We start from the raw sequence: 23,013 nt of genomic DNA on the forward strand, positions 1-23,013 counted from the left end.
ACGTGACCATGCTCACCGAAGGCACCTATCCGCATGTCCACGGAGGCGTGAGCACCTGGTGCGACCAGCTGGTGAAGGGCATGCCCGAGGTGACCTTCCACCTCGTCTCGCTCACCGGCAGCGGCCGCGAACCCGTGACCTGGGACCTGCCGCCGAACGTCCACCGGCACACCACCGTGCCCACCTGGGGCCCACGCCCCGGCCGGGCCCGCGCCCCCTACGGCCGGGCCCGGCGCCGCTTCACCGACGCCTACGACCGTCTCCTGATGTCCTTCCTCGACCCCGAGGCACGCTGCGACTTCGGGGAGGCGTTGTACGACCTGGCCGTCATCGCCCGCGAGGGATGGCTGTCGGTGGCACTGCGCACCGAGTCCGCGCTGCGTTCACTGCAGTGGATCTGGACGATGCCGCATCTGCCGACGGCGGCCGCCCGGCCCACCGTGCACGACGCACTGACCGCCACCGACCTGCTGGAACACGCCCTGCGCCCGCTCGGGGTGCGCATACCGGTCGACTCGGTGGCGCACGCCGTAAGCAGCGGCCTCGCGACCCTGCCCGCGCTCGCCGCACACCGCCTGGACGGGGTGCCGTTCCTGCTCACCGAGCACGGCATCTACCTGCGCGAGCGCTACCTGGGACAGCGGGGCGACGGTCAACGCTGGCCCGTGAAGGCGTTCATGCTCGGCTTCTACCGTGAACTGAATTCACACGGCTATCGCGCGGCCGACCTGATCACCCCGTGCAACCAGTACAACCGCCGCTGGGAGGAGCGCGGCGGCGCCGACACCGACCGGATCCGCACCGTCTACAACGGCGTCGACCCGCACGCCTTCCCGCACGCCGGTCCCGAACCCGACGTACCCACCCTCACCTGGTGCGGCCGCGTCGACCCCATCAAGGACCTGGAGACCCTGCTGCGCGCCTACGCCCTCGTCCGCGCCGAACTCCCGGAAACCCGGCTCCGGCTGTTCGGCCCGGTCCCGCCCGGCGGCGAGGACTACCGCACCCGCCTGGAGAAGCTCGCCGCCGAACTCGGCGTCACCGACGGCCTCACCTTCGAGGGCCGCATCAGTGAGGTCTGGCGCGCCTACGCGGCCGGCCACGTCGTCATGCTCTCGTCCATCTCCGAGGGCTTCCCGTTCTCCATCATCGAGGCCATGTCCTGCGGCCGTACGACCGTCTCGACGGACGTCGGCGGGGTCCGCGAGGCCGTCGCCGACACCGGACTCGTGGTCCCGCCCCGCGAGCCGGAGAAGATGGCGGCCGCCGCCCTCACCCTCCTCCGCGACGACGAACGGCGCCTGAGACTCGGCGAGTCGGCCCGGCAGCGGGTGATCGACCGGTTCACCCTGCGCCGCTCGGTCGACAACTTCCGCTCGATCTACCAGGAACTCGCCGCGCTCCCCGTCGGGGGTGCCCCCTGTCCGGGCGCAGCCGGGAACCCGGAGGACCACGAGCCCACCGTCGAGACGGTCGCCGACTGGACCGTGGAACTGCGCGACCCCTGGTACACGACCGCGGCGACGGACGGGAGCGGCTGGTGAGCGAGGACCTGCGGATGCCCACCCGCACCCTGTCCGACATTCCGCTCCAGCGCCGGCAGCCCGGCTGGGCCCGGCCCGATCCGATCGAGGAACTCGCCGGGAGACTGGACGAGTTCGTCTCGGCCGCAGTCCACCCGGACGAGATAGCCGCCCTGCTGGAGTCCGACGGCCTGTCCGACGACCAGATACGCGAGCGCTACGGCGTCCGGAACTCCTTCGCGCTCGCCGAGGAGCTGTACGGCCGCACCGCGCGCCGCCACCCCGAGCCGGACGGCGAACTCCCCGACCCCTGGCGGGCCGACCTGCTCGGCTGTCTGCTGCGCGGGCTCGTCTTCGCGCTGCCGGGCCTCGCCTACGTCCTGGGCGCCCCGCTGCTCGCCGGCCCGCACGAGGGCTCCGGCCTCACCGCGGGCACCCGCACCCTGCTGGCCGGCGCCCTGTGCGGCTGGGCCTGGAACCAGGGGCTCGCCCATCGCGCCTACTCCTGGCTGAGCCTCGCCGACCGCCCGGCGGCCCGCCGCTGCCTGCTGACCGGCACCCCGGCGGGCATGCTCCTCGGCACACTGGCCGCCCTCGCCGCAGCGGGCACCGGCCACCTGTCGGCCGTGGCCTTCGCGGCCGGTCAGTCCTGCTACCTGGGTGCGTCCGGAGTCCTGCTGGTACTGGGCCGCGAGCGCCTCCTGCTGGCGGCCCTGACCCCGATGACGGCGGGCGCCCTCGTGTCCTTGGCCCGCCCGCTCCCCGAACCGGCCGGCCTGATCCTCCTCCTGGTCTCACTCGCCGCAGTAGCCGTCCTCGGCCTCCTGGAAGCAGCCCCGGCTCTGAAGGGGCGCGGGGCTCCGTCCGATGTGCCGCTACCGCCGCGTGGGCGCGACAAACCACGACGGACCCGCAGCCGAAAAGCGACAACGGGCCCCCGACTCACCGACTCCCTGCCCCACGCGGCATTCGGACTCTGCACCGGCGCCCTGGTCATATACGCGGCCCTGACCGGCACCCCGGCCGAAGCCCAGCGCAGCGCCCTCGCTCTGACGCTCAGCATGGGCCCCGCCGAATACCTCCTGTACCGCTTCCGCAGCGGCAGCCTCGCCGCGCTGCGGGCCAGCGGCACCGCCAGGGCGTTCCGCGGCGGTACGGCCCGCATCCTGGCCCGCTGCCTCACCGGCTATCTGGCCGCCCTGCTCGGCCTGGCCCTCGCCACCACCGCGCTGTGGCCCCACGCGCCCGCCCCGTCCGGCGAGCGCGTGGCCGCCCTGCTCGCGCTCGGTGTGGTGCTGTGGACCGGGCTGCTGCTCCAGTCCTTCGGTGCCGTCCTCGGCGCGACGGCGGTCTGCGGCGCGGCCGCCCTCGCCCAGACCCTGGCGCTGCTCACCGGCACGGGCGACCCGGACGCCGTCGCGCTCGCCGTGTACGGTGCTGCCGCCACCGCCCAAGTCGCCCTCGTCCGGGGCCTGCTCGGAAGGGCGACCGCCCACCGATGAGCACTCTCCTCGTCCCGTACTACGAACACCCTGCCGTCCGCCCCGCAGCCTGGGCGGCGATCCTCGCGGCCGCGCCCCGTCTGTACGGTGTGGTCATCAACCCGGCCAGCGGCCCCGGAGACCACCCCGACGCGGCCTTCGCCGAGACCGCCGCCCGGCTGCGGGCAGCGGGGGTGACCCTGCTCGGCTACACCGACACCGGCTACGGCAGGCGGCCGTACGAGGACGTCGTACGGGATCTGCGCCGGCACCGCGAGTGGTACGGCACCCAGGGAGCGTTCCTCGACCAAGTGCCGTCCGGGACGGGTGAGTCAGGGCACTACGAGCGGCTCACCACGGCCGCCCGGACCCTCGGCTGTGTCACGCTTGCGCTGAACCACGGCACCCCGCCGCACCCGGTGTACGCGGCACTCGCCGACCTCCTGGTCACCTTCGAGGGCTCCTGGGCGACCTATCTGCGCACGCCCCCGCAGCCCCGGCACTACCCGGCCGGGGTGCGGGTCTGCCATCTGGTCCACGGCGCCCCGGCGGACGCGGACATGGCCGGGGCCGCCCGGGAGCGGGGCGCCGCCGTGCACTGCGCGGTCCCCGGCACGGGCGCTCACCCCTGGGGCACGCTGCCCCACGGCCTGGACGGCAGAACCCCCTAGCGGCCCAGGGACAGCACCACGAGCGCGGCCGTCGCCGCCGTCTCCGCGAGGGCGCCGAAGACGTCCCCGGTGACCCCGCCGAAGCGGCGGACGCAACGGCGCAGCAGGAGTTCGGAGGTGGCCAGGGACAGCAGGACCGCGGCCGCCGCGCGGAGGGCGCCGTACGTGCCCTGGGCCGTACCCCAGGCGGCCGAGACGACCGTGAAGGACACCGTGACGGCCAGCGCGCCCGGCACCGGCACCACGCCGGCGACCGCCGCCCCGAGACCCTCCGGACGGGCCGCGGGCACCCCGGTGCGCGCGGCCAGGGTGAGCGCGAGCCTGGCCGCGACCGCCGCGGTCACCGCCGCGGCGGCGCCCCGCACCCAGGAGCCGGCGTAGAGCTGCGCCAGCGCGGCGACCTGGGCCAGCAGCACCAGGACGAGGGTCAGTACCCCGAACGGCCCGATGTCCGACTGCTTCATGATCCGCAGCGCGTCCTCCGCGGGCTTCCCGCTGCCGAGCCCGTCCGCCGTGTCGGCGAGCCCGTCCAGATGCAGCCCACGGGTCAGCGCGGCCGGTACGGCGACGGAGGCGACGGCGGCGAGCAACGGGCCGGCACCCAACAGGAGCAGCAGCAGTCCGAGCCCCGCCGCGCAGCAGCCGACGACCAGTCCGACGACCGGGGCGTTCAGCATGCCCCCCCGGGCGGCCTCCCTGTCCCACCGGTGCACCCGGACGGGCAGCACGCAGAGCGTGCCGAAGGCGAAGCGGAGGCCGTCGAGAGGGGAGGACTTGAGCACCGGCGCAGGTTACCGGGCCGTCGCCGGGCTCCCCACCCCGGCCGGGACTAAAGTGCGCACATGGGGCACTGGTGGGAGCGGAACATCGTGGAGCCGGGGAAGCTTCCGCTGCTGCTGGCTCTGACGGCCTTCGTCGTCACCTTCCTCGTCACGCGTGTGATCGTCCGGCTGATCCGGGCCGGCAAGGGACCCTTCGGCAACGTCAAGGCGGGCGGGCTGCACATCCACCACGTGGTCCCCGGGGTCGTCCTCACCGTCGTCGGCGGCTTCGGCGCCATCGCCAGCGACCGGCACGGCGCGGCCGCGGCAGTCTCCGCCGTCGTCTTCGGCATGGGGACGGGGCTCGTCCTGGACGAGTTCGCGCTGATCCTGCACCTCGACGACGTCTACTGGACCGAGGAGGGCCGCCAGAGCGTCGAGGTCGTCGTGCTCACCGCGGCCCTCGTCGGCCTGCTGCTCGCCGGGTTCGCGCCGTTCGGCGTCAACGACCTGTCCCCGGAGGAACTCCAGGACCGGGGCACGGTCATCGCCAACATCGCGGGGAACTTCCTCCTGTCCCTGGTCGCCCTGAGCAAGGGCAAGGCCCGGGTCGCGATCTTCGGCGTGATCGTGCCGCTGGTCGCACTGGTCGGTGCCGTCCGGCTGGCCCGCCCCGACTCGCCCTGGGCCCGCCGCTTCTACGGCCGCCGCCCCCGCGCTCGCGCCAGGGCGACCCTGCGCGCCTACCACCACGACCGCCGCTGGGCCGGGCCCCGCCGCGCCCTTCAGGACTGGATCGGCGGCAAGCCCGACCCGCGCCCGGTCCGCCTGCCCGACCGCCACTGACGGCGCCACGGCGGCCACTGGTACCGGTGCCGCACCGCCGCCAGCAGGCACAGCGTCCCCACACCCATCAGCGCGGCCAGATGTTCCTTGCCCGCCAGGTTCTCCTTGAGCAACACCTCGACCACCATCGACATGGTCACCGCGCCCGCCGTCACATAGGCGCCGTACCGCCAGCTCACATAGACGGCGAGCCCCACCACGGCCGCCGACGGGCCGGTGTCCACGACCTGCGCGTCCGTCCAGGGCAGACCGAACGGGGCATGTGCGCCGAGCGCGATGCCCAGGCGCGCGAACAGCGTCCCGGCGAGCGTGGCCACGTACGCGATGGCCAGCGTCCGCCACCAGCCCAGGCACACTTCGGCGATGCCGAACACGAACAGGACCTGCGCGAGCGCCCCCCACACGGGCAGGTCCAGCGCCGGGACGAACAGCGACAGGGGAGTGCGCAGCAGCGCAAGCCCCAGCGGGTCCTCCGCCCGTACGGCACCCGTGTCCTGCACGATCTGGTAGCCCCACGGCCGGTTCTGCACGAACTGCAGCAGCGCGGTCAGGCACACCACAGTCAGCGTCATGGGGATCACCCGCCAGCGGTGTTTGAGCAGGGGCTCGCGCACGGTGACGTACAGCAGCCCCCACTCGGCACGGGCCCAGCCGGCGAGCGTCCTCATCAGACGTTCCTCATCAGACGTTCCTCAACGGTGCGTGTCCAGGTGCCTGCGGTGCAGCCACTTCGGCAGCCCCGGCGCCTCCAGGAAGCCCTCCGCGCGCGCCGACGCGAGGCCGATGCGCGGCAGGTCCGCGCTCTTCTCGAAGAGCAGGAACCGCGGCTCCCAGATGGGCCGGTACTTGGCGTTGGCGCGGTACAGCGACTCGATCTGCCACCAGCGGGAGAAGAAGCTGAGCAGCGACCGCCACAGCCTCAGCACCGGTCCGGCACCGAGGCGCGCCCCACGTTCGAAGACTGATCGGAACATGGCGAAGTTGAGTGAGACCTGGGTGATCTCGATCTCGTGGGCCCGGCGCAGGAGTTCGATGACCATGAACTCCATCAGCCCGTTGTCGCAGTCCCGGTCCCGTCGCATCAGGTCCAGGGACAGCCCGTGCGGCCCCCAGGGGACGAAGGAGAGCAGCGCGCGCAGTTTCCCCCCGGCGTCCGTGCACTCCAGCATCACGCACCGGCCGTCCTCGGGGTCCCCGAGCCGCCCGAGCGCCATGCTGAACCCGCGTTCGGTCGCCCCGTCCCGCCAGTCGTCGGCACGCTCGAGGAGATACGCCATCTCGTCCGCCCGGATGTCCGCGTGCCGCCGGATGCGCACCCGGTACCCGGCCCGCTTCACCCGGTTGTACGCCTGCCGCACGGTGCGCATCGCCCGTCCCTCCAGGGTGAACTCGGCCACCTCCACGAGCGCCTCGTCACCGAGTTCCAGCGCGTCCAGGCCGTGCCGGGCGTAGACCGTCCCCGCTTCCTCGCTCGCCCCCATCACCGCCGGGATCCACCCGTGCGCCCGCGCCTCCACCAGCCAGGGCGCGATCGCCCCGGGCCACGCCTCCGGATCGCCCAGCGGATCCCCGGAGGCCAGGCTCACCCCGCCGACGACGCGGTAGGCGACGGCCGCCTTCCCGGTCGGCGACCACACCACGCTCTTCTCCCGGCGCAGCGCGAAGTAGCCGAGCGAGTCCCGCTCGCCGTGCCGTTCCAGCAGCACCCGCAGCCGCTTCTCGTCGTCCGCGGTGAGCGGGTCGACGGCACGCCGGGAACGGAAGGCGGCGTAGAACACGGCGAGGACGAGCAGCGTGCTGAGCACGTTGACCGCCACGTTGGCCCAGTTGGGCGGATCGATGCCGGGGAAGCGGGATTCCTCGGCGGCCACCGACACCAGCCGCAGGGTGCCGTAGTGCCAGCGCTCCAGGAACGTCGAACGGGCTGCGTCCGGCGCCGTGTTGGTGACGGTGATGAGCAGCCCGGCGAACAGCGAGGCGACGAGCCCGCCGCCGACGGCGACGGTCGCGGCGAGCCGTGGGTTGGACCGGTCACCCTTCGCGTAGAACTCGCGGCGCCCGATCAGCAGCGCGCCGACGAAGGCGGCCGTCAGCACCAGGGAGACCCAGTTCTGTGCGTGCCGCCGGATCTCCGGGAACGCCATGGCGAAGGCGAACAGGGCCAGGAACGAGCCGCTCAGCACCAGGTTCAGGATCCACGCGGCCCGCTTGCGCCGGCGCATGGTGATCGCCAGGAACGCGGTGAACACACCCGAGGCGAAGCCGGCCGTCAGCAGGTACGGCGTGAAGTAGTTCTCCTGGTTGTGCCGGCGCACGTCCTGGCCCAGTGAGACCCAGACCGCGCTCAGGAAGTTGATGAAGGCGACGGCCCGCAGATACCAGACGGCGAAGGCGGCGCCCCGACGGGAGACCCCGCTGGACCGCCGCTCCGGCTCGGCATGCTGCTCCACGGCAATTCGGGCATCTCCCATGGAGGAGGATCATATGGGGGCCGCCCCGGCGAACCATTCTTTTCCGGCTGCGGCTACTCCTTCTCCTCCGCCGCCTCCCGCTCGGGAAGCTCCGCGGCCAGCGCCGCCGCGGCCTGGACCAGTGGGAGCGACAGCAGCGCGCCCACGCCCTCGCCGACCTTCACGCCCTGCTCGAGCAGCGGCTCCAGCGCCATCCGGTCCAGTGCCTTCGCCTGGCCCGGCTCCCCGCTGTCGTGCCCGGCCAGCCACCAGTCCGGCGCGCGGAACGCGACCCGCTGGGCGACCAGCGCACACGCGGCGGCCACCACGCCGTCCAGGATCACCGGCAACTTCCGCACCGCGCACTGCAACAGGAACCCTGTCGTCGCGGCCAGATCGGCCCCGCCCACGGTCGCGAGCAGCTGCAACTGGTCCCCGAGCACCGGCCGCGCCCGCCGCAGCGCGTCCCGGATCGCCGCACACTTGCGCATCCACGCCAGGTCGTCGACGGCGCGCCCGCCCCGGCCGGTCACCACGGAGGCGTCGGTCCCGCACAGCGCGGCGATCAGCACCGCGGCCGCCGTGGTCCCGCCGACGCTCACATCGCCGAGCACCACCAGGTCCGTGCCCGAGTCGGCCTCCTCGTCGGCGACCGCCACGCCCGCCCGGAAGGCCGCCTCGGCCTCGTCGGCCGTCAGCGCGTCCTCGATGTCGATACGACCGCTGCCGCGCCGCACCCGGTGCCGCACGACCTCCTGGGGGAAGGCCTCCGGCGGGCAGTCCAGAGCCATGTCCACGACCCGCACGGGCACATCGAGCCGGCGCGCGAGCACCGACACCGGGGCGGCGCCCTCCAGCACCGCCCGCACCAGCTCGTCGGCGCTGCCCGCGGGCCGTGCGGAGACACCGAGTTCGGCGATGCCGTGGTCGCCCGCGAAGAGAATCACCCGCGGCCGTTCGACCGGCCGTACCGGTACGGCACCCTGTGCGGCGGCCAGCCACTCGCCCAGCTCGTCCAGGCGCCCGAGCGAGCCGGGCGGCACGATCTGGCGCTCCCGGCGGGCCTCGGCGTCACGGCGCACGCCCCCGTCCGGGCGCTCGATCAGATCGGTGAAGTCGTCCAGATTAAGGCTGCTCATTCGCCGAACAGTACCGCCCGTCAACGAACACCTCCGCGCCACACCGCCACCTCATGGTCACGACGTCTTTGCACCCGGGAGGGGTATCCCATACGTTCCGGTTTGCAGCGGAATGTCGCCCATGGAGCCGCCCATGCAGACCTCGCCCCTCACCCCCCAGGTCATCGAGCCACGCGACCCCTTCCAGGAGCCGCGCCGCGAGGACTGCCCCTGGTGCGGTTCCCCTCGGCTGCGGACCCGGCTGCGCGCCCCCGACCCGCTGCGGCACCGGCCGGGCACGTTCGTCCTCGACGAGTGCGGCGACTGCGCGCACGTCTTCCAGAACCCCCGGCTCACGGCGGAGGGATTCGCCTTCTACCACCGGGACTTCTACGAGAGGCAGCTGGCGGAGTTCGCCGAGCGCGTCCTCTCCGACCGCGCGGTCCGCCGCAGGCACCGCGCCGCCGCCTTCGCGCTGTCGGCGCTGCGCGAACCGGAGAGCTGGCTGGACGTGGGCACCGGGCACGCCCGCTTCCCCGAGGCGGCGAAGGAGTTCTTCCCCTACACCAGCTTCGACGGCCTGGACCCGACGGCCCGTGTGGAACAGGCCCTGATGGAGGGCCGGGTGGAGGAGGCCCACCGCGGCTGTCTCACCACCCCGGGGCTGGCGGCGCGCCTGCGCTCCCGCTACGACGTGGTCAGCATGTTCCACCACCTGGAGCACGCCCCCGACCCACGCGCCGAACTACGCGCCGCGCTCGCCGTGCTGCGTCCCGGCGGCCACCTCGTCGTCGAAGTCCCCGACCCACAGAGCGCGTTCGCCGCCCTCCTCGGCAAGCGGTGGCTCCCCTACGGCCAGCCCCGCCACCTCCACCTGCCGCCCCTGCCCAACCTCCGGGCCGAACTGGAGTCCCAGGGCTGCACGATCCTCGTCACCGACCGCAGGGCACCCCACGTCCCCTACGACCTCTCGGCGGCCCTCTCCCTGACCCTCACCCATCTGCACCCGCTCCTCAGAGCCATGGCCGCCCCGGTGCTCGACGTGGCCGCGATCCTGGACCACGTCCTGGCCCCCCTGGCCCCCCACCTGGGGCTCTCCAACGCGTACCGCCTGGTGGCCCGTAAGGACGGCCGGCCCGCCTAGCCGCGGGCAGCCGTGCCGCGCCCTCAACCCCGCAGCACCACGGCCTGCCCGGCGACGACCAGCAGCACCTGCTCGCACTCCGTCGCGAACGCCGAGTTCAGCCGCCCGAGTTCATCCCGGTACCGCCGCCCGGACGCGGTGGCCGGCACGATCCCCGACCCCACCTCGTTGGACACCGCCACCACGGTCCGCCGAGTGGCCCGCACCGCCTCCGTCAGCTCCCGCACCCGCTCGCGCAGCGCCTTCTCCCCGCCCCCGGCCCACTCCGCGTCGTCCCACGCCCCCACGGCGTCCATGGCATCCGTCAGCCACAGCGACAGACAGTCGATCAGCACCGGCGGCCCGTCCACGGTCAGCAGCGGCACCAGATCGGTCGTCTCCGTCGTACGCCACGACCCCGGCCGCCGCTCCCGGTGCACGGCCACCCGGTCCGCCCACTCGGTGTCCCCGCCCCGCGTCCCGCCCGTCGCCACGTACAGCACCTCCGGGAAGGACTCCAGCCGCCGCTCGGCCTCCACGGACTTGCCCGAGCGCGCCCCGCCCAGCACCAGCGTCCGGCGCGGCACGTCCGGGACGTCCTCGTACACGCCGGCCAGCAGCGTCGTACCGTCCGGCACCGCCCGCGCCCCGGCCGCCGCGAGCCGCCGCCGCAACTCCGGGCCCTGCGGCACGTCGTGGTCGAGATGGACGGCGACGACGTCCGTGGTCGGCCCCACCGAACCGACCGCCCGCAGCCGGGCCAGCGCGTCCGGGCGTCCCACGACATCGGCGAGGACGATCTGGTACGTCTCCGCCGGCGCCCCCTCCAGCCCGGCCGGCGCCCCGCCGGGCGGCAGGTACAGCAGCCGCTGTCCGTCCGGCCCGGTCACCGCGTACCCGGTGCCGCCCGCGTCCATCGCCACGGCCCGCACCCGATGCCCCGTCAGCAGCGCCAACTCCCGCCCGTCCGGCACCCGCCCGGGCTGCGGCAGCCCGGCCGGCACCTCCACCGCCGGACCGTCGTGCGGATGGGACAGCAGCACCTGCCGCACCCCGCCCAGCGAATGCCCCGACCGCGCGGCCGCGAACGCCGCCCCCGGCGTCAGGTCGAGGAGCAGCGTCCCGTCCACGAGCAGCGCGGTGGCCGCCCGCGTGTCCGGCCCGAGCGCCGTCGCGCAGACGGCACAGGGACAGTCGGGGCGGGGGAGTCCCGCGGGGGCACCGGTACCGAGCAGAGTCACTTCCACGAGATCGATTTTCACCCGTCCCAGCAGGTGCCGCGCCCTGGTGGCCCCGAAGGGAGATGATCCACAGCATCTAACGGCCGACCCGGCGGAGCGAATACGCTTCCGGGGCAGAGTTGGATCAGAGGGAGGCCCACATGACGGCATGGACGTGGCGGTTCGAGAAGGCCGACGGGACGGAGGTCCAGCCCGCGGTGCAGCCGGAGGAGTTCACCACGCAGGGGGACGCCGAGTCCTGGATCGGCGAGCACTGGAAGGCCCTCGAGGAGGGCGGCGCGGACCAGGTGCGGCTGTTCGAGGAGACCACCGAGATCTACGGCCCGATGAGCCTGCACGCCGACGAGGCGTAATCCGATCGGGGGGTGAGGAGTGGCCGCCCTCGCCAGTGGCCGCCCTCCTCACACCTCGCCCAGCGTCACCTCGACCGTCTTCTCGACGCCGTCACGCTGGTAGGTCACCGTCGTCCGCTGTCCCGGCCGCAGAGCGGCCAGCGCCTCGGACAGCTCCGTGGTGGTGGTGACCGGGGCGCTGCCCAGCCTGGTGATCACATCACCGGCCCGCAGCCCCGCCCGGCCGGCCGCGCCGCCGCTGCTGACGGTGACCACCGCCGCCCCGGCCGGCCGGTAGCTGTCGTCCAGGACCGTTCGCGCGGAGACGCCGAGCGCGGCCCGCCCCGAGTCGACGACCTTGCCGCTCCTGATGATCTGGTCGGCGACCGTCCGCACCATCGACGCCGGGATGGCGAACCCGATGCCGGGCGCCGCGCCGCCACTGAGGTCCGGGTCGGTGGCGGCCAGCGTCGGGATGCCGATGATCTGCCCGTCCAGGTTGACCAGGGCGCCCCCGCTGTTGCCGGGGTTGATGTCGGCCGACGTCTGCACCATGTTCGCGATGGTCGCGCCCGTACCCCCGCCCGCGCTGCCCTCGCTGACGGTCCGTCCGGTCGCCGAGACGATGCCCTGGGTCACGCTGGACGACAGCCCGAGCGGCGAGCCCATCGCCAGCACGATGTGACCGACCTGCACCTTCTCGGAGTTCCCGAACGCCGCCGCCCGCAGCCCGGCCGGCACCCTGTCGAGCTTGATCACCGCGAGGTCCTGGTCCGGGTAGGAGTACACCAGGCTCGCGGTGAGCGGCTCCTCGCTGCTGGCCGTGGTCACCTCGAAGGTCTTCTCGGTGCCGACCACGTGCGCGTTGGTGACGATGTGCCCCTGGTTGTCGTACACCACCCCGGAGCCCAGGTCCTGGCTCGCCTGGATCTGCACGACCGACGGCAGCACCCGCTTGATGACCTTCAGATACTGGTTCTGCAGGTCGTTCGCGGACAGGGGGAGGGCCGCCCGGGCGGTCGTGCCGTCCTGCTTCGCCGACGAGCCCGGGGCCGTACAGCCGGCCGCCACGAGCGCGGCGGCGACGAGCAGGGGGACGACGGTGCCCCTCCGGAGGGCACGGGTACGGGAAGCGTCCATGCCCCGAGTGTCCCTTCGGGGTGAATGTGCCAGCTTGCCGTGTACGTCCGAACGGACTCAGGCCGTACTCCCCGGACTCCGCGGCGCCCGGCTCAGCCCCGCACCCCGCACAGATGCAGCAGCGCCGCGACCCCCCGGTACGGATCCGTCCGCCCGGCCCGCTCCTCGGCGGCCAGCAGCGTCTCCAGGTCGTCCGGTATCCGCGCGTCGTCCGCCGCCGTGTCGGTGAAGACCCGTACGCCGTACCAGGCGTGCAGCGGAGCGCCGATGCCGGCGAGCGTGGCGGTGAGCGCCGAGAGACGGTCCGCCCGTACGTCCAGGCCGAGGCGGTTGCGGTAGGTGGTGGTGTCGAAGGCGGCCAGCGCGCCCGCCCAGTCACCGGACAGGCCCGGCCGCACGGCGAGCGCGTCGCCGTTGCGCACCAGCAGGGACAGCAGTCCGCCCGGCGCGAGCATCCGGGCCAGACCCGCCACCAGCGGGTCGGGCTCCTCGACGTACATCAGGACCCCGTGGCACAGCACCACGTCGAAACTGCCGGGCAGGAAGTGCACGCCGGTGTCCCGGCCGTCACCCTGCACCAGCCGCACCCGCTCGCGGATGCCGTCCGGCTCACCGGCGAGCACCTCGCGCGCGGCCGCGATCATCGTCGCGTCCTGCTCGACACCGGTCACCTGGTGGCCGAGCCGGGCCAGCCGCAGCGCCTGCGTGCCCTGGCCCATTCCCACGTCGAGCACGCGAAGGCGCTGCCCGACCGGGAACCGCCCGGCTATCTGCTCGTCGAGCTGCCGGGCCACCAGCTCCTGTCGTACGACATCACGCAGCCCGCCCAGCTTGTTCAGCCAGGCGTCTGCCGCGCCCCCGGTGAATGCCTCTGCGCTCAGGGCCGCTCTCCGCGCTTGACCTGCGGCTTCGGCAGCCGGAGCCGGCGCATCTGGAGGGAGCGCATCAGGGCGTAGGCGACGGCGCCACGGCGGTTCTGGTCGGGGAAGCGCTCGGCCAGCCGCTTCTTCAGCCGGAAGCCGCTGACGGCCGCGTCCAGCACGATCAGCACGATCACGATCAGCCACAGCATCAGCGCGACGTTCTGGATCGCCGGCACCCGCACCACGCTGAGCACCAGGATGACCACGGCCAGCGGCAGGAAGAACTCCGCCACGTTGAACCGTGAGTCGACCCAGTCGCGCGCGAACCTGCGCACCGGACCCTTGTCCCGGGCGGGCAGGTAACGCTCGTCGCCGCCGGCGAGCGCCTGGCGCTGCCGCTCGAGCGCCTGCCGGCGCTCGTCGCGCTGACGCTTGGAGGCGTCCTTGCGCGTCATCGGCGTGTTGGCGACGCTGCGGCGCTGGGACTGGGCCTCACTGCGCTTGGGCGTGGGCCTGCCCTTCGGGGCCTGCGGGTCACGGGTCTGCTTGGAGTCGGTCACCTGCGCCTTGTCGGCGGGGGCCTTCTCTTCCTTGGCACGGCTACGGAACACAAAACCCAAGGGTACGGGCTCCCCGGGCATGGACCCCAGTCCACCCGGGAACGATCCGGCAACACCGGGCGTCTGTAGGGGGACAGAGGGGACGTTGCAGACGCTTCATCCGGCCGTCACCGAAGGGTCCCGAGGAGCCCACCCCGAGGTCCACCTACTCCTCACGCCGGAGCGGTACCGTCCGCAGTCGTTCTTGGGGATGAGCTCATCACTCCCCGAACAGTGCGGTAATGGAGTCAGGGCCCGTACTGTGGGTTCTGTCGCAGGATCTGTGAGCTGGAGTCCGTCAGAAGGGGGCGCGCGAAGCCCATGAGCGGTGTCATGAAGCGTATGGGGATGATCTTCCGCGCGAAGGCGAACAAGGCCCTTGACCGGGCCGAGGACCCGCGCGAGACCCTCGATTACTCGTATCAGAAGCAGCTGGAGCTGCTGCAGAAGGTGCGCCGCGGTGTAGCCGACGTGGCGACCTCCCGCAAGCGCCTGGAACTCCAGCTCAACCAGTTGCAGCAGCAGTCCTCCAAGCTGGAGGACCAGGGCCGCAAGGCGCTCGCGCTCGGCCGTGAGGACCTGGCCCGGGAGGCGCTGTCCCGCCGTGCCGCCCTCCAGCAGCAGGTCACGGACCTCGAGACGCAGCACGCGACCCTCCAGGGCGAGGAGGAGAAGCTCACCCTGGCGGCCCAGCGCCTGCAGGCCAAGGTGGACGCCTTCCGTACGAAGAAGGAGACCATCAAGGCCACCTACACCGCCGCCCAGGCCCAGACCCGCATCGGTGAGGCCTTCACCGGCATCTCCGAGGAGATGGGCGACGTCGGCCTGGCCATCCAGCGCGCCGAGGACAAGACCGCCCAGCTCCAGGCCCGGGCCGGCGCCATCGACGAGCTGCTCGCCTCCGGCGCCCTGGACGACCCCACCGGCATGGCCAAGGACGACCTCCAGGCCGAGCTGGACCGGATCTCCGGTGGTACGGATGTAGAGCTGGAACTGCAGCGCATGAAGGCGGAGCTGGCCGGAGGCTCGCCGCAGCAGGCGATCGAGGGCGGCAACGGCCAGGGGCAGTCCCAGCAGCAGTCGCAGGACACCCCGCGCTTCGACAAGCAGTAGCCGGGCGCCGGGACCCCGAGCCGAGGAGGCCGACGTGATCGTACGGATCATGGGGGAGGGCCAGGTGAAGCTGGACGACGCCCACTTCACCGAGCTGAACAAGCTGGACGACGACCTGCTGGCCGAGGTGGAGAGCGGCGACGACGCGGGCTTCCGCCGCACGCTCACCGCTCTCCTGGACGCCGTCCGCCGGCTCGGCACCCCACTGCCGGACGATTCCCTGGAACCCTCGGAGCTGATCCTCCCGTCCCCGGACGCGACGCTCGCGGAGGTCCGGGAGCTGCTGAGCGACGACGGACTGATCCCGGGCTGAGTCCGGCCCGGGTCGGCCCAGGGTGAACCAGGTGGTGCGGGACTTCTGCCACTCCGGGTGGCTGAGGTCCTTCGCCGCGGTGGCGTCGCCGTAGAGGTCGGCGGCACCCGGCCGACGCAGGGCGTCCGGCCGCCGTATGCCGCGCGAACAGCGCTCGACGGCTGACGCCGGTGAGTTGTGCCTCGCTCTGTTCCGGCACCCCGCCGGGCCCCGTACCCTCACCGGGTGAGCACTCTCGAACGCGCCCGGTGCGGCCTGAAGGCGCACCCCCTCGCGCTGGACGCGGCCATCGCGGCGGGCGTGCTGATGTGCATGGTCGCCGGCTCCTTCGTGGACCCCCGCGGGGAGAACGGCGTCAGCTGGGGCGTCCGCAGCCCGGACCCGCTCAGCCTGCTCCTGATGACCCTCGGCGCCGCCGCTCTCGTCTTCCGCCGCCGCGCACCCAAGACGGTCCTCGCCCTCACCGGCACCCTCGCCCTGATCGAGTGCGTCACTGGCGACCCGCGCGCACCGGTCGCCATGTCAGCCGTGGTCGCCCTCTACACCGTCGCCTCGGCCACCGACCGCACCACCACCTGGCGCGTGGGCCTGCTCACCATGACCGTGCTGACCGCCGCCGCCATGCTCGGCGGCCCCCTGCCCTGGTACGCGCAGGAGAACCTGGGCGTGCTCGCCTGGACCGGCATCGGCGCCACCGCCGGGGACGCCGTGCGCAGCCGCCGCGCGGTCGTCCAGGCCATGCGGGAGCGCGCCGAGCGGGCCGAGCGCACCCGCGAGGAGGAGGCCCGCCGCCGGGTCGCCGAGGAGCGGCTGCGCATCGCCCGCGATCTGCACGACGTCGTCGCCCACCACATCGCGCTGGTCAACGTGCAGGCCGGAGTCGCCGCCCACGTCATGGACAGACGGCCCGACCAGGCCAAGGAGGCCCTCGCCCACGTCCGCGAGGCCAGCCGCTCCGCGCTGGGCGAACTGCGCGCCACCGTCGGCCTGCTCCGTCAGTCCGGCGATCCCGAGGCCCCCACCGAGCCCGCACCCGGCCTCAGCCGTCTGGAGGACCTCGCCGGCACCTTCCGCAGCGCCGGGCTCCCCGTCGAGGTGGCCCGCACCGACCACGGCACCGAGCTCCCGGCCGCCGTCGACCTGGCCGCCTACCGGATCGTCCAGGAGGCCCTGACCAACGTGCAGAAGCACGCGGGCACCGACGCCAAGGCCGAGGTCAGCGTCGTACGCGTCGGACCGAACATCGAGGTCACCGTCCTGGACGACGGCTCGGGCGAGGCCGCCGAACCCGGGGCCGGCGGCGGGCACGGGCTGCTCGGCATGCGCGAGCGGGTCACCGCCCTGCGTGGCACCCTCACCACCGGACCCCGCTACGGCGGCGGCTTCCGCGTCCATGCGATCCTGCCGGTCCAGACCCGTACGACGGCACCGGGAGGGCCCGCATGACGATCCGTGTCCTGCTCGCCGACGACCAGGCACTGCTGCGCAGCGCGTTCCGGGTGCTGGTCGACTCCGAGCCCGACATGGAGGTTGTCGGGGAGGCCTCCGACGGCGCCGAGGCGGTCCGGCTGGCCAAGGAGCACGGCCCCGACGTCGTCCTCATGGACATCCGGATGCCCGGCACCGACGGCCTCGCCGCCACCCGTCTGATCAGCGCCGACCCGTCGCTCGCCCGCGTCCGCGTGGTCATCCTGACCACCTTCGAGGTCGACGACTACGTGGTGCAGTCCCTGCGCGCCGGGGCCTCCGGCTTCCTCGGCAAGGGCAGCGAGCCCGAGGAGCTGCTGAACGCCATCCGGGTCGCCGCGGGCGGCGAGGCGCTGCTGTCCCCGGCCGCGACCAAGGGCCTGATCGCCCGCTTCCTCGCCCAGGGCGACGGCGACGAGGGCCGAGACCCCGCCCGCTCGGAGCGCCTCGACGCGCTCACCGGCCGGGAGCGGGAGGTGCTCGTCCAGGTCGCCGGCGGCCACTCCAACGACGAGATCGCCGAACGCCTGGAAGTCAGCCCGCTGACGGTGAAGACGCACGTCAACCGGGCCATGGCCAAGCTGGGCGCCCGGGACAGGGCCCAGCTCGTCGTCATCGCGTACGAGTCGGGACTGGTACGTCCGAGGATGGACTGATCTCCACCCGCGCGTACTGCGCGCGGAGTAGGACCCGGATAAGGAACGGGACCTGGGGCCTACGGATTCGCCCTCCGGCATGGCTCAGGGTGTTGGGGTGGGCGCTCACACATGCACGCCCCGCAGCAGGTTCTGCCGCTCACAGAAGAGAGACCCTGACCCATGTCCTGGCTGTCGAGATTCAGCCTCGCTCAACGGGCCCTGATCGGCCTGATGTCGCTCATCGCGCTCGTCTTCGGGCTGATCGCGATACCCCAGATCAAGCAGCAACTGCTGCCCACCATCGAACTTCCCATGGTGTCGGTCATCGCGCCGTACCAGGGCGCCGCACCGGACGTCGTCGAGAAGCAGGTCGTCGAGCCCATCGAGGACAACCTCCAGGGCGTCGACGGCATCACCGGTGTCACCTCCACCGCCAGTGAGGGCAACGCCGTGATCATGGCGTCCTTCGACTACGGCAACGACACCAAGCGGCTCGTCTCCGACGTCCAGCAGGCCGTCAACCGGGCCCGTGCCCAGCTGCCGGACGACGTCGACCCGCAGGTCGTCGCCGGCTCCACGGACGACATGCCGACCGTGGTGCTCGCCGCCACCTCACCCAAGGACCAGCAGGCCCTCGCCGACCAGCTCGACAAGACGGTCGTACCGGCTCTGAAGGACATCGACGGCGTCGGCCGTGTCCAGGTCACCGGCGTCCGCGACCTCCAGGTCGCCGTCACCCCGAACGACGCCAGGCTCGCGCGGGCGGGCCTCACCTCCGCCGCGCTCGGCCAGGCCCTGCAGGCGGGCGGCGCGACCGTCCCGGCCGGCTCCTTCGACGAGGACGGCGCAAACCGCACCGTCCAGGTCGGCGGCGGCTTCACCTCGCTGCAGCAGATCAAGGACCTGATGGTCACCGGCGAGGGCGTTCGCAAGCCGGTGCGCCTCGGTGACGTGGCCACCGTGAAGCAGCAGCCGGCCCCGGCCGACTCCATCACCCGCACCGACGGCCGGCCCAGCCTCGCCGTCAACGTGACCATGGACCACGACGGCAGCGCGGTCTCCATCTCGAACGCGGTCGAGGACAAGCTGCCCGGCCTGCGGAAGGACCTCGGCTCCGGCGCCGAGCTCACGGTCGTCAGCGACCAGGGCCCGGCCGTGTCCAAGTCCATCAAGGGCCTGACCACGGAGGGCGCGCTCGGTCTGCTCTTCGCGGTCCTGGTGATCCTGGTCTTCCTGGCCTCGATCCGCTCCACGCTGGTCACGGCGGTGTCCATCCCGCTGTCGGTCGTCCTCGCCCTGATCGTGCTGTGGACCCGCGACCTGTCGCTCAACATGCTCACCCTGGGCGCGCTGACCATCGCCATCGGCCGGGTCGTCGACGACTCGATCGTGGTCCTGGAGAACATCAAGCGGCACCTCGGCTACGGCGAGGAGCGCAGGGAAGCGATCCTGGGCGCGGTCCGCGAGGTGGCCGGAGCGGTCACCTCCTCCACCCTCACCACGGTCGCCGTCTTCCTGCCGATCGGCCTGGTCGGCGGCATGGTGGGCGCCCTGTTCGGCTCGTTCAGCATCACGGTGACGGCGGCCCTGCTGGCCTCCCTCCTCGTCTCGCTGACGGTCGTGCCCGTCCTGTCGTACTGGTTCCTGCGCGCCCCCAAGGGCACCCCCGAGGACGCCGAGGAGGCCCGCCGCCGGGCCGAGGAGAAGGAGGCGAAGAGCCGCCTCCAGCGCCTCTACGTCCCCGTCCTGCGCTTCGCCACCCGCCGCCGCCTCACCAGCGTGCTGATCGCCGTGGTCGTCCTGGTCCTCACGTTCGGCATGGGCGGACTGCTGAAGACCAACTTCTTCGACCAGGGCGACCAGGAAGTCCTCACGGTCAAGCAGGAGCTGAAGCCCGGCACCAGCCTCGCGGCCACGGACGCGCAGGCCAGGAAGGTCGAGAAGCTGCTCGCCTCCACCGACGGCGTCAAGGACTACCAGGTCACCATCGGCTCCTCCGGCTTCATGGCGGCCTTCGGCGGCGGCACCGACACCAACCAGGCGTCGTACCAGGTCATGCTGAAGGACTCGGCGTCCTACGGTGACGTGCAGAAGCGTCTGGAGGCCGGGCTGAAGAAGCTCGACGGAGTCGGCACGACGACGGTGTCCGCCGGTGACGGCTTCGGCAACCAGGACCTCAAGGTCGTGGTGAAGGCGTCCGACGCGCAGGTGCTCGGCGAGGCCTCCGACCGGGTGCTCTCCACCGTGGCCGGCCTCGACCACGTCACCGACGTCACCAGCGATCTCTCCCAGAGCGTGCCGCGGATCTCGGTCAAGGCCAACTCCAAGGCGGCCGCGGCCGGGTTCGACGACCAGAAGCTGGGCGCCGCGGTCGCGCAGGCCGTGCGCGGTACGACGGCGGCGAAGGCGATCCTCGACGACACCGAGCGCGACGTCGTCGTGAAGTCGGCCAAGCCCGCCACCACCCTGGCCCAGCTGAAGGCGCTGCGCCTCGGCCCGGTGAAGCTCGGTGACATCGCCACCGTCAAGCTGGTCGACGGGCCCGTGTCCATGACCCGCATCGACGGCCGGCGTGCCGCCACCATCACGGCCCGGCCGACCGGCGACAACACGGGCGCGGTCAGCACCCAGCTCCAGTCGAAGATCAAGGCCCTGAAGCTCCCGGCGGGGGCCGAGGCGGAGATCGGCGGTGTGTCCTCCGACCAGGACGACGCGTTCAAGAACCTGGGCCTGGCCATGCTGGCGGCCATCGCGATCGTCTTCATGCTGCTGGTGGCGACGTTCCGCTCGCTGGTCCAGCCGCTGATCCTGCTGGTCTCGATCCCGTTCGCGGCGACGGGCGCCATCGGCCTCCTCGTGGCCACCGGCACCCCGATGGGCGTCCCGGCGATGATCGGCATGCTGATGCTGATCGGCATCGTGGTCACCAATGCGATCGTGCTGATCGACCTGATCAACCAGTACCGCAGGCAGGGCCACGGCGTCGTCGAGGCCGTGATCGAGGGTGGCCGTCACCGGCTCCGCCCGATCCTCATGACGGCCCTGGCGACGATCTTCGCCCTGCTCCCGATGGCACTGGGAGTCACCGGTGAAGGCGGCTTCATCGCCCAGCCGCTGGCGGTGGTCGTGATCGGCGGCCTGATCTCGTCCACGCTGCTCACCCTGCTCCTCGTCCCGACGCTCTACGCGATGCTGGAGCTGCGCAAGGAGCGCCGCGCGAAGAAGCGGGCGGCGAAGCGGCAGAACCGCGAGTCCGAGGCGCTGGAACCGGCCGGCGTCTGAGCACCGCCGGCTTCCGGACACCACTGAGGCCCGGGCCCCGTCCCGGGGGCCGGGCCTCAGCCCTGTCGTTCAGAGCCCTACGGCAGGGCCAGCATCCGCTCCAGCGCCAGCTTGGCGAACGCCTCCCTCTCCTTGTCGACCTCGATGCGGTTGACCAGCTTGCCCTCGGCCAGGGACTCCAGGGCCCAGACCAGGTGGGGCAGGTCGATGCGGTTCATGGTCGAGCAGAAGCAGACCGTCTTGTCGAGGAAGACGATCTCCTTGCCCTCGGGAGCGAAACGGTTCGCCAGGCGGCGGACCAGGTTCAGCTCGGTGCCGATGGCCCACTTGGAGCCGGCCGGAGCGGCCTCCAGGGCCTTGATGATGTACTCCGTCGAGCCGACGTAGTCCGCCGCGGCCACGACCTCGTGCTTGCACTCGGGGTGGACCAGGACGTTCACGCCCGGGATGCGCTCGCGCACGTCGTTCACCGAGTCCAGGCTGAAGCGGCCGTGGACCGAGCAGTGACCGCGCCACAGGATCATCTTCGCGGCCCGCAGCTCGTCGGCCGTCAGGCCGCCGTTCGGCTTGTGCGGGTTGTAGACCACGCAGTCGTCCAGGGACATGCCCATGTCCCGCACCGCGGTGTTGCGGCCCAGGTGCTGGTCGGGCAGGAAGAGGATCTTCTCACCCTGCTCGAAGGCCCAGTCCAGGGCGCGCTTCGCGTTCGACGAGGTGCAGATGGTGCCGCCGTGCTTGCCGGTGAACGCCTTGATGTCGGCCGAGGAGTTCATGTACGAGACCGGCACGACCTGTTCGGCGATGCCCGCCTCGGTCAGCACGTCCCAGCACTCGGCGACCTGCTCGGCCGTGGCCATGTCGGCCATCGAGCAGCCGGCGGCCAGGTCCGGGAGGACGACCTTCTGGTCGTCGGACGTCAGGATGTCCGCCGACTCGGCCATGAAGTGCACACCGCAGAAGACGATGTACTCGGCCTCCGGGCGCGCGGCCGCGTCCCGGGCCAGCTTGAAGGAGTCGCCCGTGACGTCGGCGAACTGGATGACCTCGTCGCGCTGGTAGTGGTGGCCGAGCACGAAGACCTTGTCGCCGAGCTTCTCCTTGGCCGCGCGGGCGCGCTCGACCAGGTCGGGGTCGGACGGCGAGGGCAGGTCGCCGGGACACTCGACGCCCCGCTCGCTCTTCGGGTCGGCCTCCCGGCCGAGAAGCAGGAGGGCGAGCGGGGACGGCTGTACGTCGAGCTCCGGGGTCTGGGCGGTGGTCACGTCACGCACCCTTTCTACTTTTCGTCTAACTGACGCTATCTATCATAACTGGTTCACGTCACTTTGACGATGGCCATAGCGTCGATGTGACGTGAATCCCGCCCGGGTCCCTCAGGTCCCTCTTCGGGCCGCTGTCCGCCCTCTCGGGCATGTGCGAGCATGAGGGCAGAACGAAAAAAGGCGACCACGCGAATGCCCGGCCCGGAATGAATCCGCGGAAACGCCGGTTGCACTGGTCGGCAAGCAGTCTCCGTACAACCCGGGAGAGATGTAGATGTCCGTATCGGACGAGACCAGCACCGTCACCGACGGCATCATCCTGTCCGACGCCGCTGCGGCGAAGGTCAAGGCCCTGCTCGACCAGGAAGGCCGTGACGACCTGGCCCTGCGCGTCGCCGTTCAGCCCGGCGGCTGCTCCGGCCTGCGCTACCAGCTCTTCTTCGACGAGCGCTCGCTCGACGGAGACGTGGTGAAGGACTTCGGCGGTGTCAAGGTCGTCACCGACCGTATGAGCGCTCCCTACCTGGGCGGCGCCTCCATCGACTTCGTGGACACGATCGAGAAGCAGGGCTTCACGATCGACAACCCGAACGCGACGGGCTCCTGCGCCTGCGGCGACTCCTTCAGCTAAGCCGGCCCCAGCCTGACGGCTGAGCCGGTCACAGCCTGACGACGAAGGCGGGGAACCCCCCCCCAGGGGGCGCCGCCCTCGTTTTTTCCGGGGGTGGTGCCCGGGCTTCTGGAACAACCAACCGGAACCCCCCCTCCGGGTTTTTTCCCCCCCCAGGGC

The 23,013-nt window shown here is 72.3% G+C and carries 21 protein-coding genes; 12 read left to right on the top strand and 9 right to left on the bottom strand.

The annotated features are described in order from the left end of the window. Positions 1–8 precede the first annotated feature (8 nt). Genes pelF through AC07DS_RS43390 form a run of 3 tightly spaced genes read left to right on the top strand, consistent with a single transcriptional unit; the run spans position 9 to position 3,675 of the window. On the top strand, positions 9–1,544 hold the full coding sequence (gene pelF, locus AC07DS_RS43380; protein WP_479154263.1) for a GT4 family glycosyltransferase PelF: 1,536 nt from the start codon (positions 9–11) through the stop codon (positions 1,542–1,544). After that, the gene (locus AC07DS_RS43385; protein ID WP_479154243.1) at positions 1,541–3,025 is read left to right on the top strand and encodes a hypothetical protein; all 1,485 of its coding nucleotides are present in this window, start codon (positions 1,541–1,543) and stop codon (positions 3,023–3,025) included. The genes pelF and AC07DS_RS43385 overlap by 4 nt, the downstream gene beginning before the upstream one ends. After that, positions 3,022–3,675, top strand: coding sequence for a spherulation-specific family 4 protein (locus AC07DS_RS43390; protein ID WP_479154244.1), 654 nt, complete (start codon positions 3,022–3,024; stop codon positions 3,673–3,675). The genes AC07DS_RS43385 and AC07DS_RS43390 overlap by 4 nt, the downstream gene beginning before the upstream one ends. Here the strand turns inward: AC07DS_RS43390 and AC07DS_RS43395 are convergent. Beyond that, entirely contained in the window at positions 3,672–4,457 is a 786-nt protein-coding gene (locus AC07DS_RS43395) for an adenosylcobinamide-GDP ribazoletransferase (RefSeq protein ID WP_479154245.1), read from the bottom strand. The genes AC07DS_RS43390 and AC07DS_RS43395 overlap by 4 nt on opposite strands. A gap of 60 nt (positions 4,458–4,517) precedes the next feature. Here AC07DS_RS43395 and AC07DS_RS43400 point away from each other — a divergent pair, with 60 nt between their 5' ends. Further along, positions 4,518–5,282, top strand: a complete 765-nt coding sequence (locus tag AC07DS_RS43400) for a hypothetical protein (RefSeq protein WP_479154246.1) — start codon at positions 4,518–4,520, stop codon at positions 5,280–5,282. On the opposite strand, the gene AC07DS_RS43405 is transcribed toward AC07DS_RS43400, so the two are convergent. Genes AC07DS_RS43405 through cobT form a run of 3 tightly spaced genes read right to left on the bottom strand, consistent with a single transcriptional unit; the run spans position 5,222 to position 8,871 of the window. Continuing rightward, complete coding sequence (locus tag AC07DS_RS43405) at positions 5,222–5,950, bottom strand: hypothetical protein (protein WP_479154247.1); 729 nt, start codon at positions 5,948–5,950, stop codon at positions 5,222–5,224. The two genes, AC07DS_RS43400 and AC07DS_RS43405, sit on opposite strands and share 61 nt — an antisense overlap. Positions 5,951–5,974: 24 nt before the next feature. Beyond that, positions 5,975–7,753 carry a phosphatidylglycerol lysyltransferase domain-containing protein gene (locus tag AC07DS_RS43410; protein WP_479154248.1) on the bottom strand — a complete coding sequence of 593 codons (1,779 nt, stop codon included), beginning with the start codon at positions 7,751–7,753 and terminating at the stop codon, positions 5,975–5,977. Between the two features lie 53 nt (positions 7,754–7,806). Beyond that, on the bottom strand, positions 7,807–8,871 hold the full coding sequence (cobT, locus tag AC07DS_RS43415; protein ID WP_479154249.1) for a nicotinate-nucleotide--dimethylbenzimidazole phosphoribosyltransferase: 1,065 nt from the start codon (positions 8,869–8,871) through the stop codon (positions 7,807–7,809). Between the two features lie 133 nt (positions 8,872–9,004). Here cobT and AC07DS_RS43420 point away from each other — a divergent pair, with 133 nt between their 5' ends. Beyond that, a complete protein-coding gene (locus AC07DS_RS43420) occupies positions 9,005–9,994 on the top strand; it encodes a class I SAM-dependent methyltransferase (protein ID WP_479154250.1) in 990 nt (329 codons plus the stop codon). 23 nt (positions 9,995–10,017) lie between these two features. Here the strand turns inward: AC07DS_RS43420 and AC07DS_RS43425 are convergent, their stop codons facing one another. Continuing rightward, on the bottom strand, positions 10,018–11,220 hold the full coding sequence (locus AC07DS_RS43425) for a bifunctional adenosylcobinamide kinase/adenosylcobinamide-phosphate guanylyltransferase (RefSeq protein WP_479154251.1): 1,203 nt from the start codon (positions 11,218–11,220) through the stop codon (positions 10,018–10,020). Between the two features lie 134 nt (positions 11,221–11,354). On the opposite strand from AC07DS_RS43425, the gene AC07DS_RS43430 reads away from it, so the two are divergent. After that, positions 11,355–11,567 (top strand): hypothetical protein, encoded by a 213-nt coding sequence (locus AC07DS_RS43430; protein ID WP_479154252.1) that lies wholly within the window; start codon positions 11,355–11,357, stop codon positions 11,565–11,567. Positions 11,568–11,615: 48 nt separating this feature from the next. Here the strand turns inward: AC07DS_RS43430 and AC07DS_RS43435 are convergent, their stop codons facing one another. The 3 genes from AC07DS_RS43435 to AC07DS_RS43445 all read right to left on the bottom strand — a co-directional run bounded on the left by AC07DS_RS43435 (position 11,616) and on the right by AC07DS_RS43445 (position 14,190). Further along, positions 11,616–12,686, bottom strand: coding sequence for a S1C family serine protease (locus AC07DS_RS43435; RefSeq protein ID WP_479154253.1), 1,071 nt, complete (start codon positions 12,684–12,686; stop codon positions 11,616–11,618). Positions 12,687–12,778: 92 nt separating this feature from the next. Then, positions 12,779–13,480 carry a class I SAM-dependent methyltransferase gene (locus AC07DS_RS43440; protein ID WP_479154254.1) on the bottom strand — a complete coding sequence of 234 codons (702 nt, stop codon included), beginning with the start codon at positions 13,478–13,480 and terminating at the stop codon, positions 12,779–12,781. Positions 13,481–13,563: 83 nt separating this feature from the next. Beyond that, complete coding sequence (locus tag AC07DS_RS43445; protein ID WP_479154255.1) at positions 13,564–14,190, bottom strand: DUF3043 domain-containing protein; 627 nt, start codon at positions 14,188–14,190, stop codon at positions 13,564–13,566. 279 nt (positions 14,191–14,469) lie between these two features. Between AC07DS_RS43445 and AC07DS_RS43450 the strand changes: the two genes are divergently transcribed. The 5 genes from AC07DS_RS43450 (at position 14,470) to AC07DS_RS43470 (ending at position 20,961) form a co-directional block, all read left to right on the top strand. Further along, positions 14,470–15,261, top strand: coding sequence for a PspA/IM30 family protein (locus AC07DS_RS43450; protein ID WP_479154256.1), 792 nt, complete (start codon positions 14,470–14,472; stop codon positions 15,259–15,261). A gap of 34 nt (positions 15,262–15,295) precedes the next feature. Further along, positions 15,296–15,574, top strand: a complete 279-nt coding sequence (gene pspAA / locus AC07DS_RS43455) for a PspA-associated protein PspAA (protein WP_479154257.1) — start codon at positions 15,296–15,298, stop codon at positions 15,572–15,574. 225 nt (positions 15,575–15,799) lie between these two features. After that, on the top strand, positions 15,800–17,020 hold the full coding sequence (locus tag AC07DS_RS43460) for a sensor histidine kinase (RefSeq protein ID WP_479154258.1): 1,221 nt from the start codon (positions 15,800–15,802) through the stop codon (positions 17,018–17,020). Next, positions 17,017–17,697, top strand: a complete 681-nt coding sequence (locus AC07DS_RS43465; RefSeq protein WP_479154259.1) for a response regulator — start codon at positions 17,017–17,019, stop codon at positions 17,695–17,697. Before AC07DS_RS43460 ends, AC07DS_RS43465 begins: the two co-directional genes overlap by 4 nt. 162 nt (positions 17,698–17,859) lie before the next feature. After that, positions 17,860–20,961 carry an efflux RND transporter permease subunit gene (locus AC07DS_RS43470; protein ID WP_479154260.1) on the top strand — a complete coding sequence of 1,034 codons (3,102 nt, stop codon included), beginning with the start codon at positions 17,860–17,862 and terminating at the stop codon, positions 20,959–20,961. Between the two features lie 77 nt (positions 20,962–21,038). Here the strand turns inward: AC07DS_RS43470 and nadA are convergent, their stop codons facing one another. Continuing rightward, a complete protein-coding gene (gene nadA / locus AC07DS_RS43475; RefSeq protein WP_479154261.1) occupies positions 21,039–22,223 on the bottom strand; it encodes a quinolinate synthase NadA in 1,185 nt (394 codons plus the stop codon). Between the two features lie 274 nt (positions 22,224–22,497). Here nadA and AC07DS_RS43480 point away from each other — a divergent pair, with 274 nt between their 5' ends. Then, positions 22,498–22,854, top strand: a complete 357-nt coding sequence (locus AC07DS_RS43480; protein WP_030582488.1) for an iron-sulfur cluster assembly accessory protein — start codon at positions 22,498–22,500, stop codon at positions 22,852–22,854. The last annotated feature ends 159 nt before the right edge of the window (positions 22,855–23,013 follow it).

This window comes from Streptomyces sp. NPDC044064, assembly GCF_056434245.1.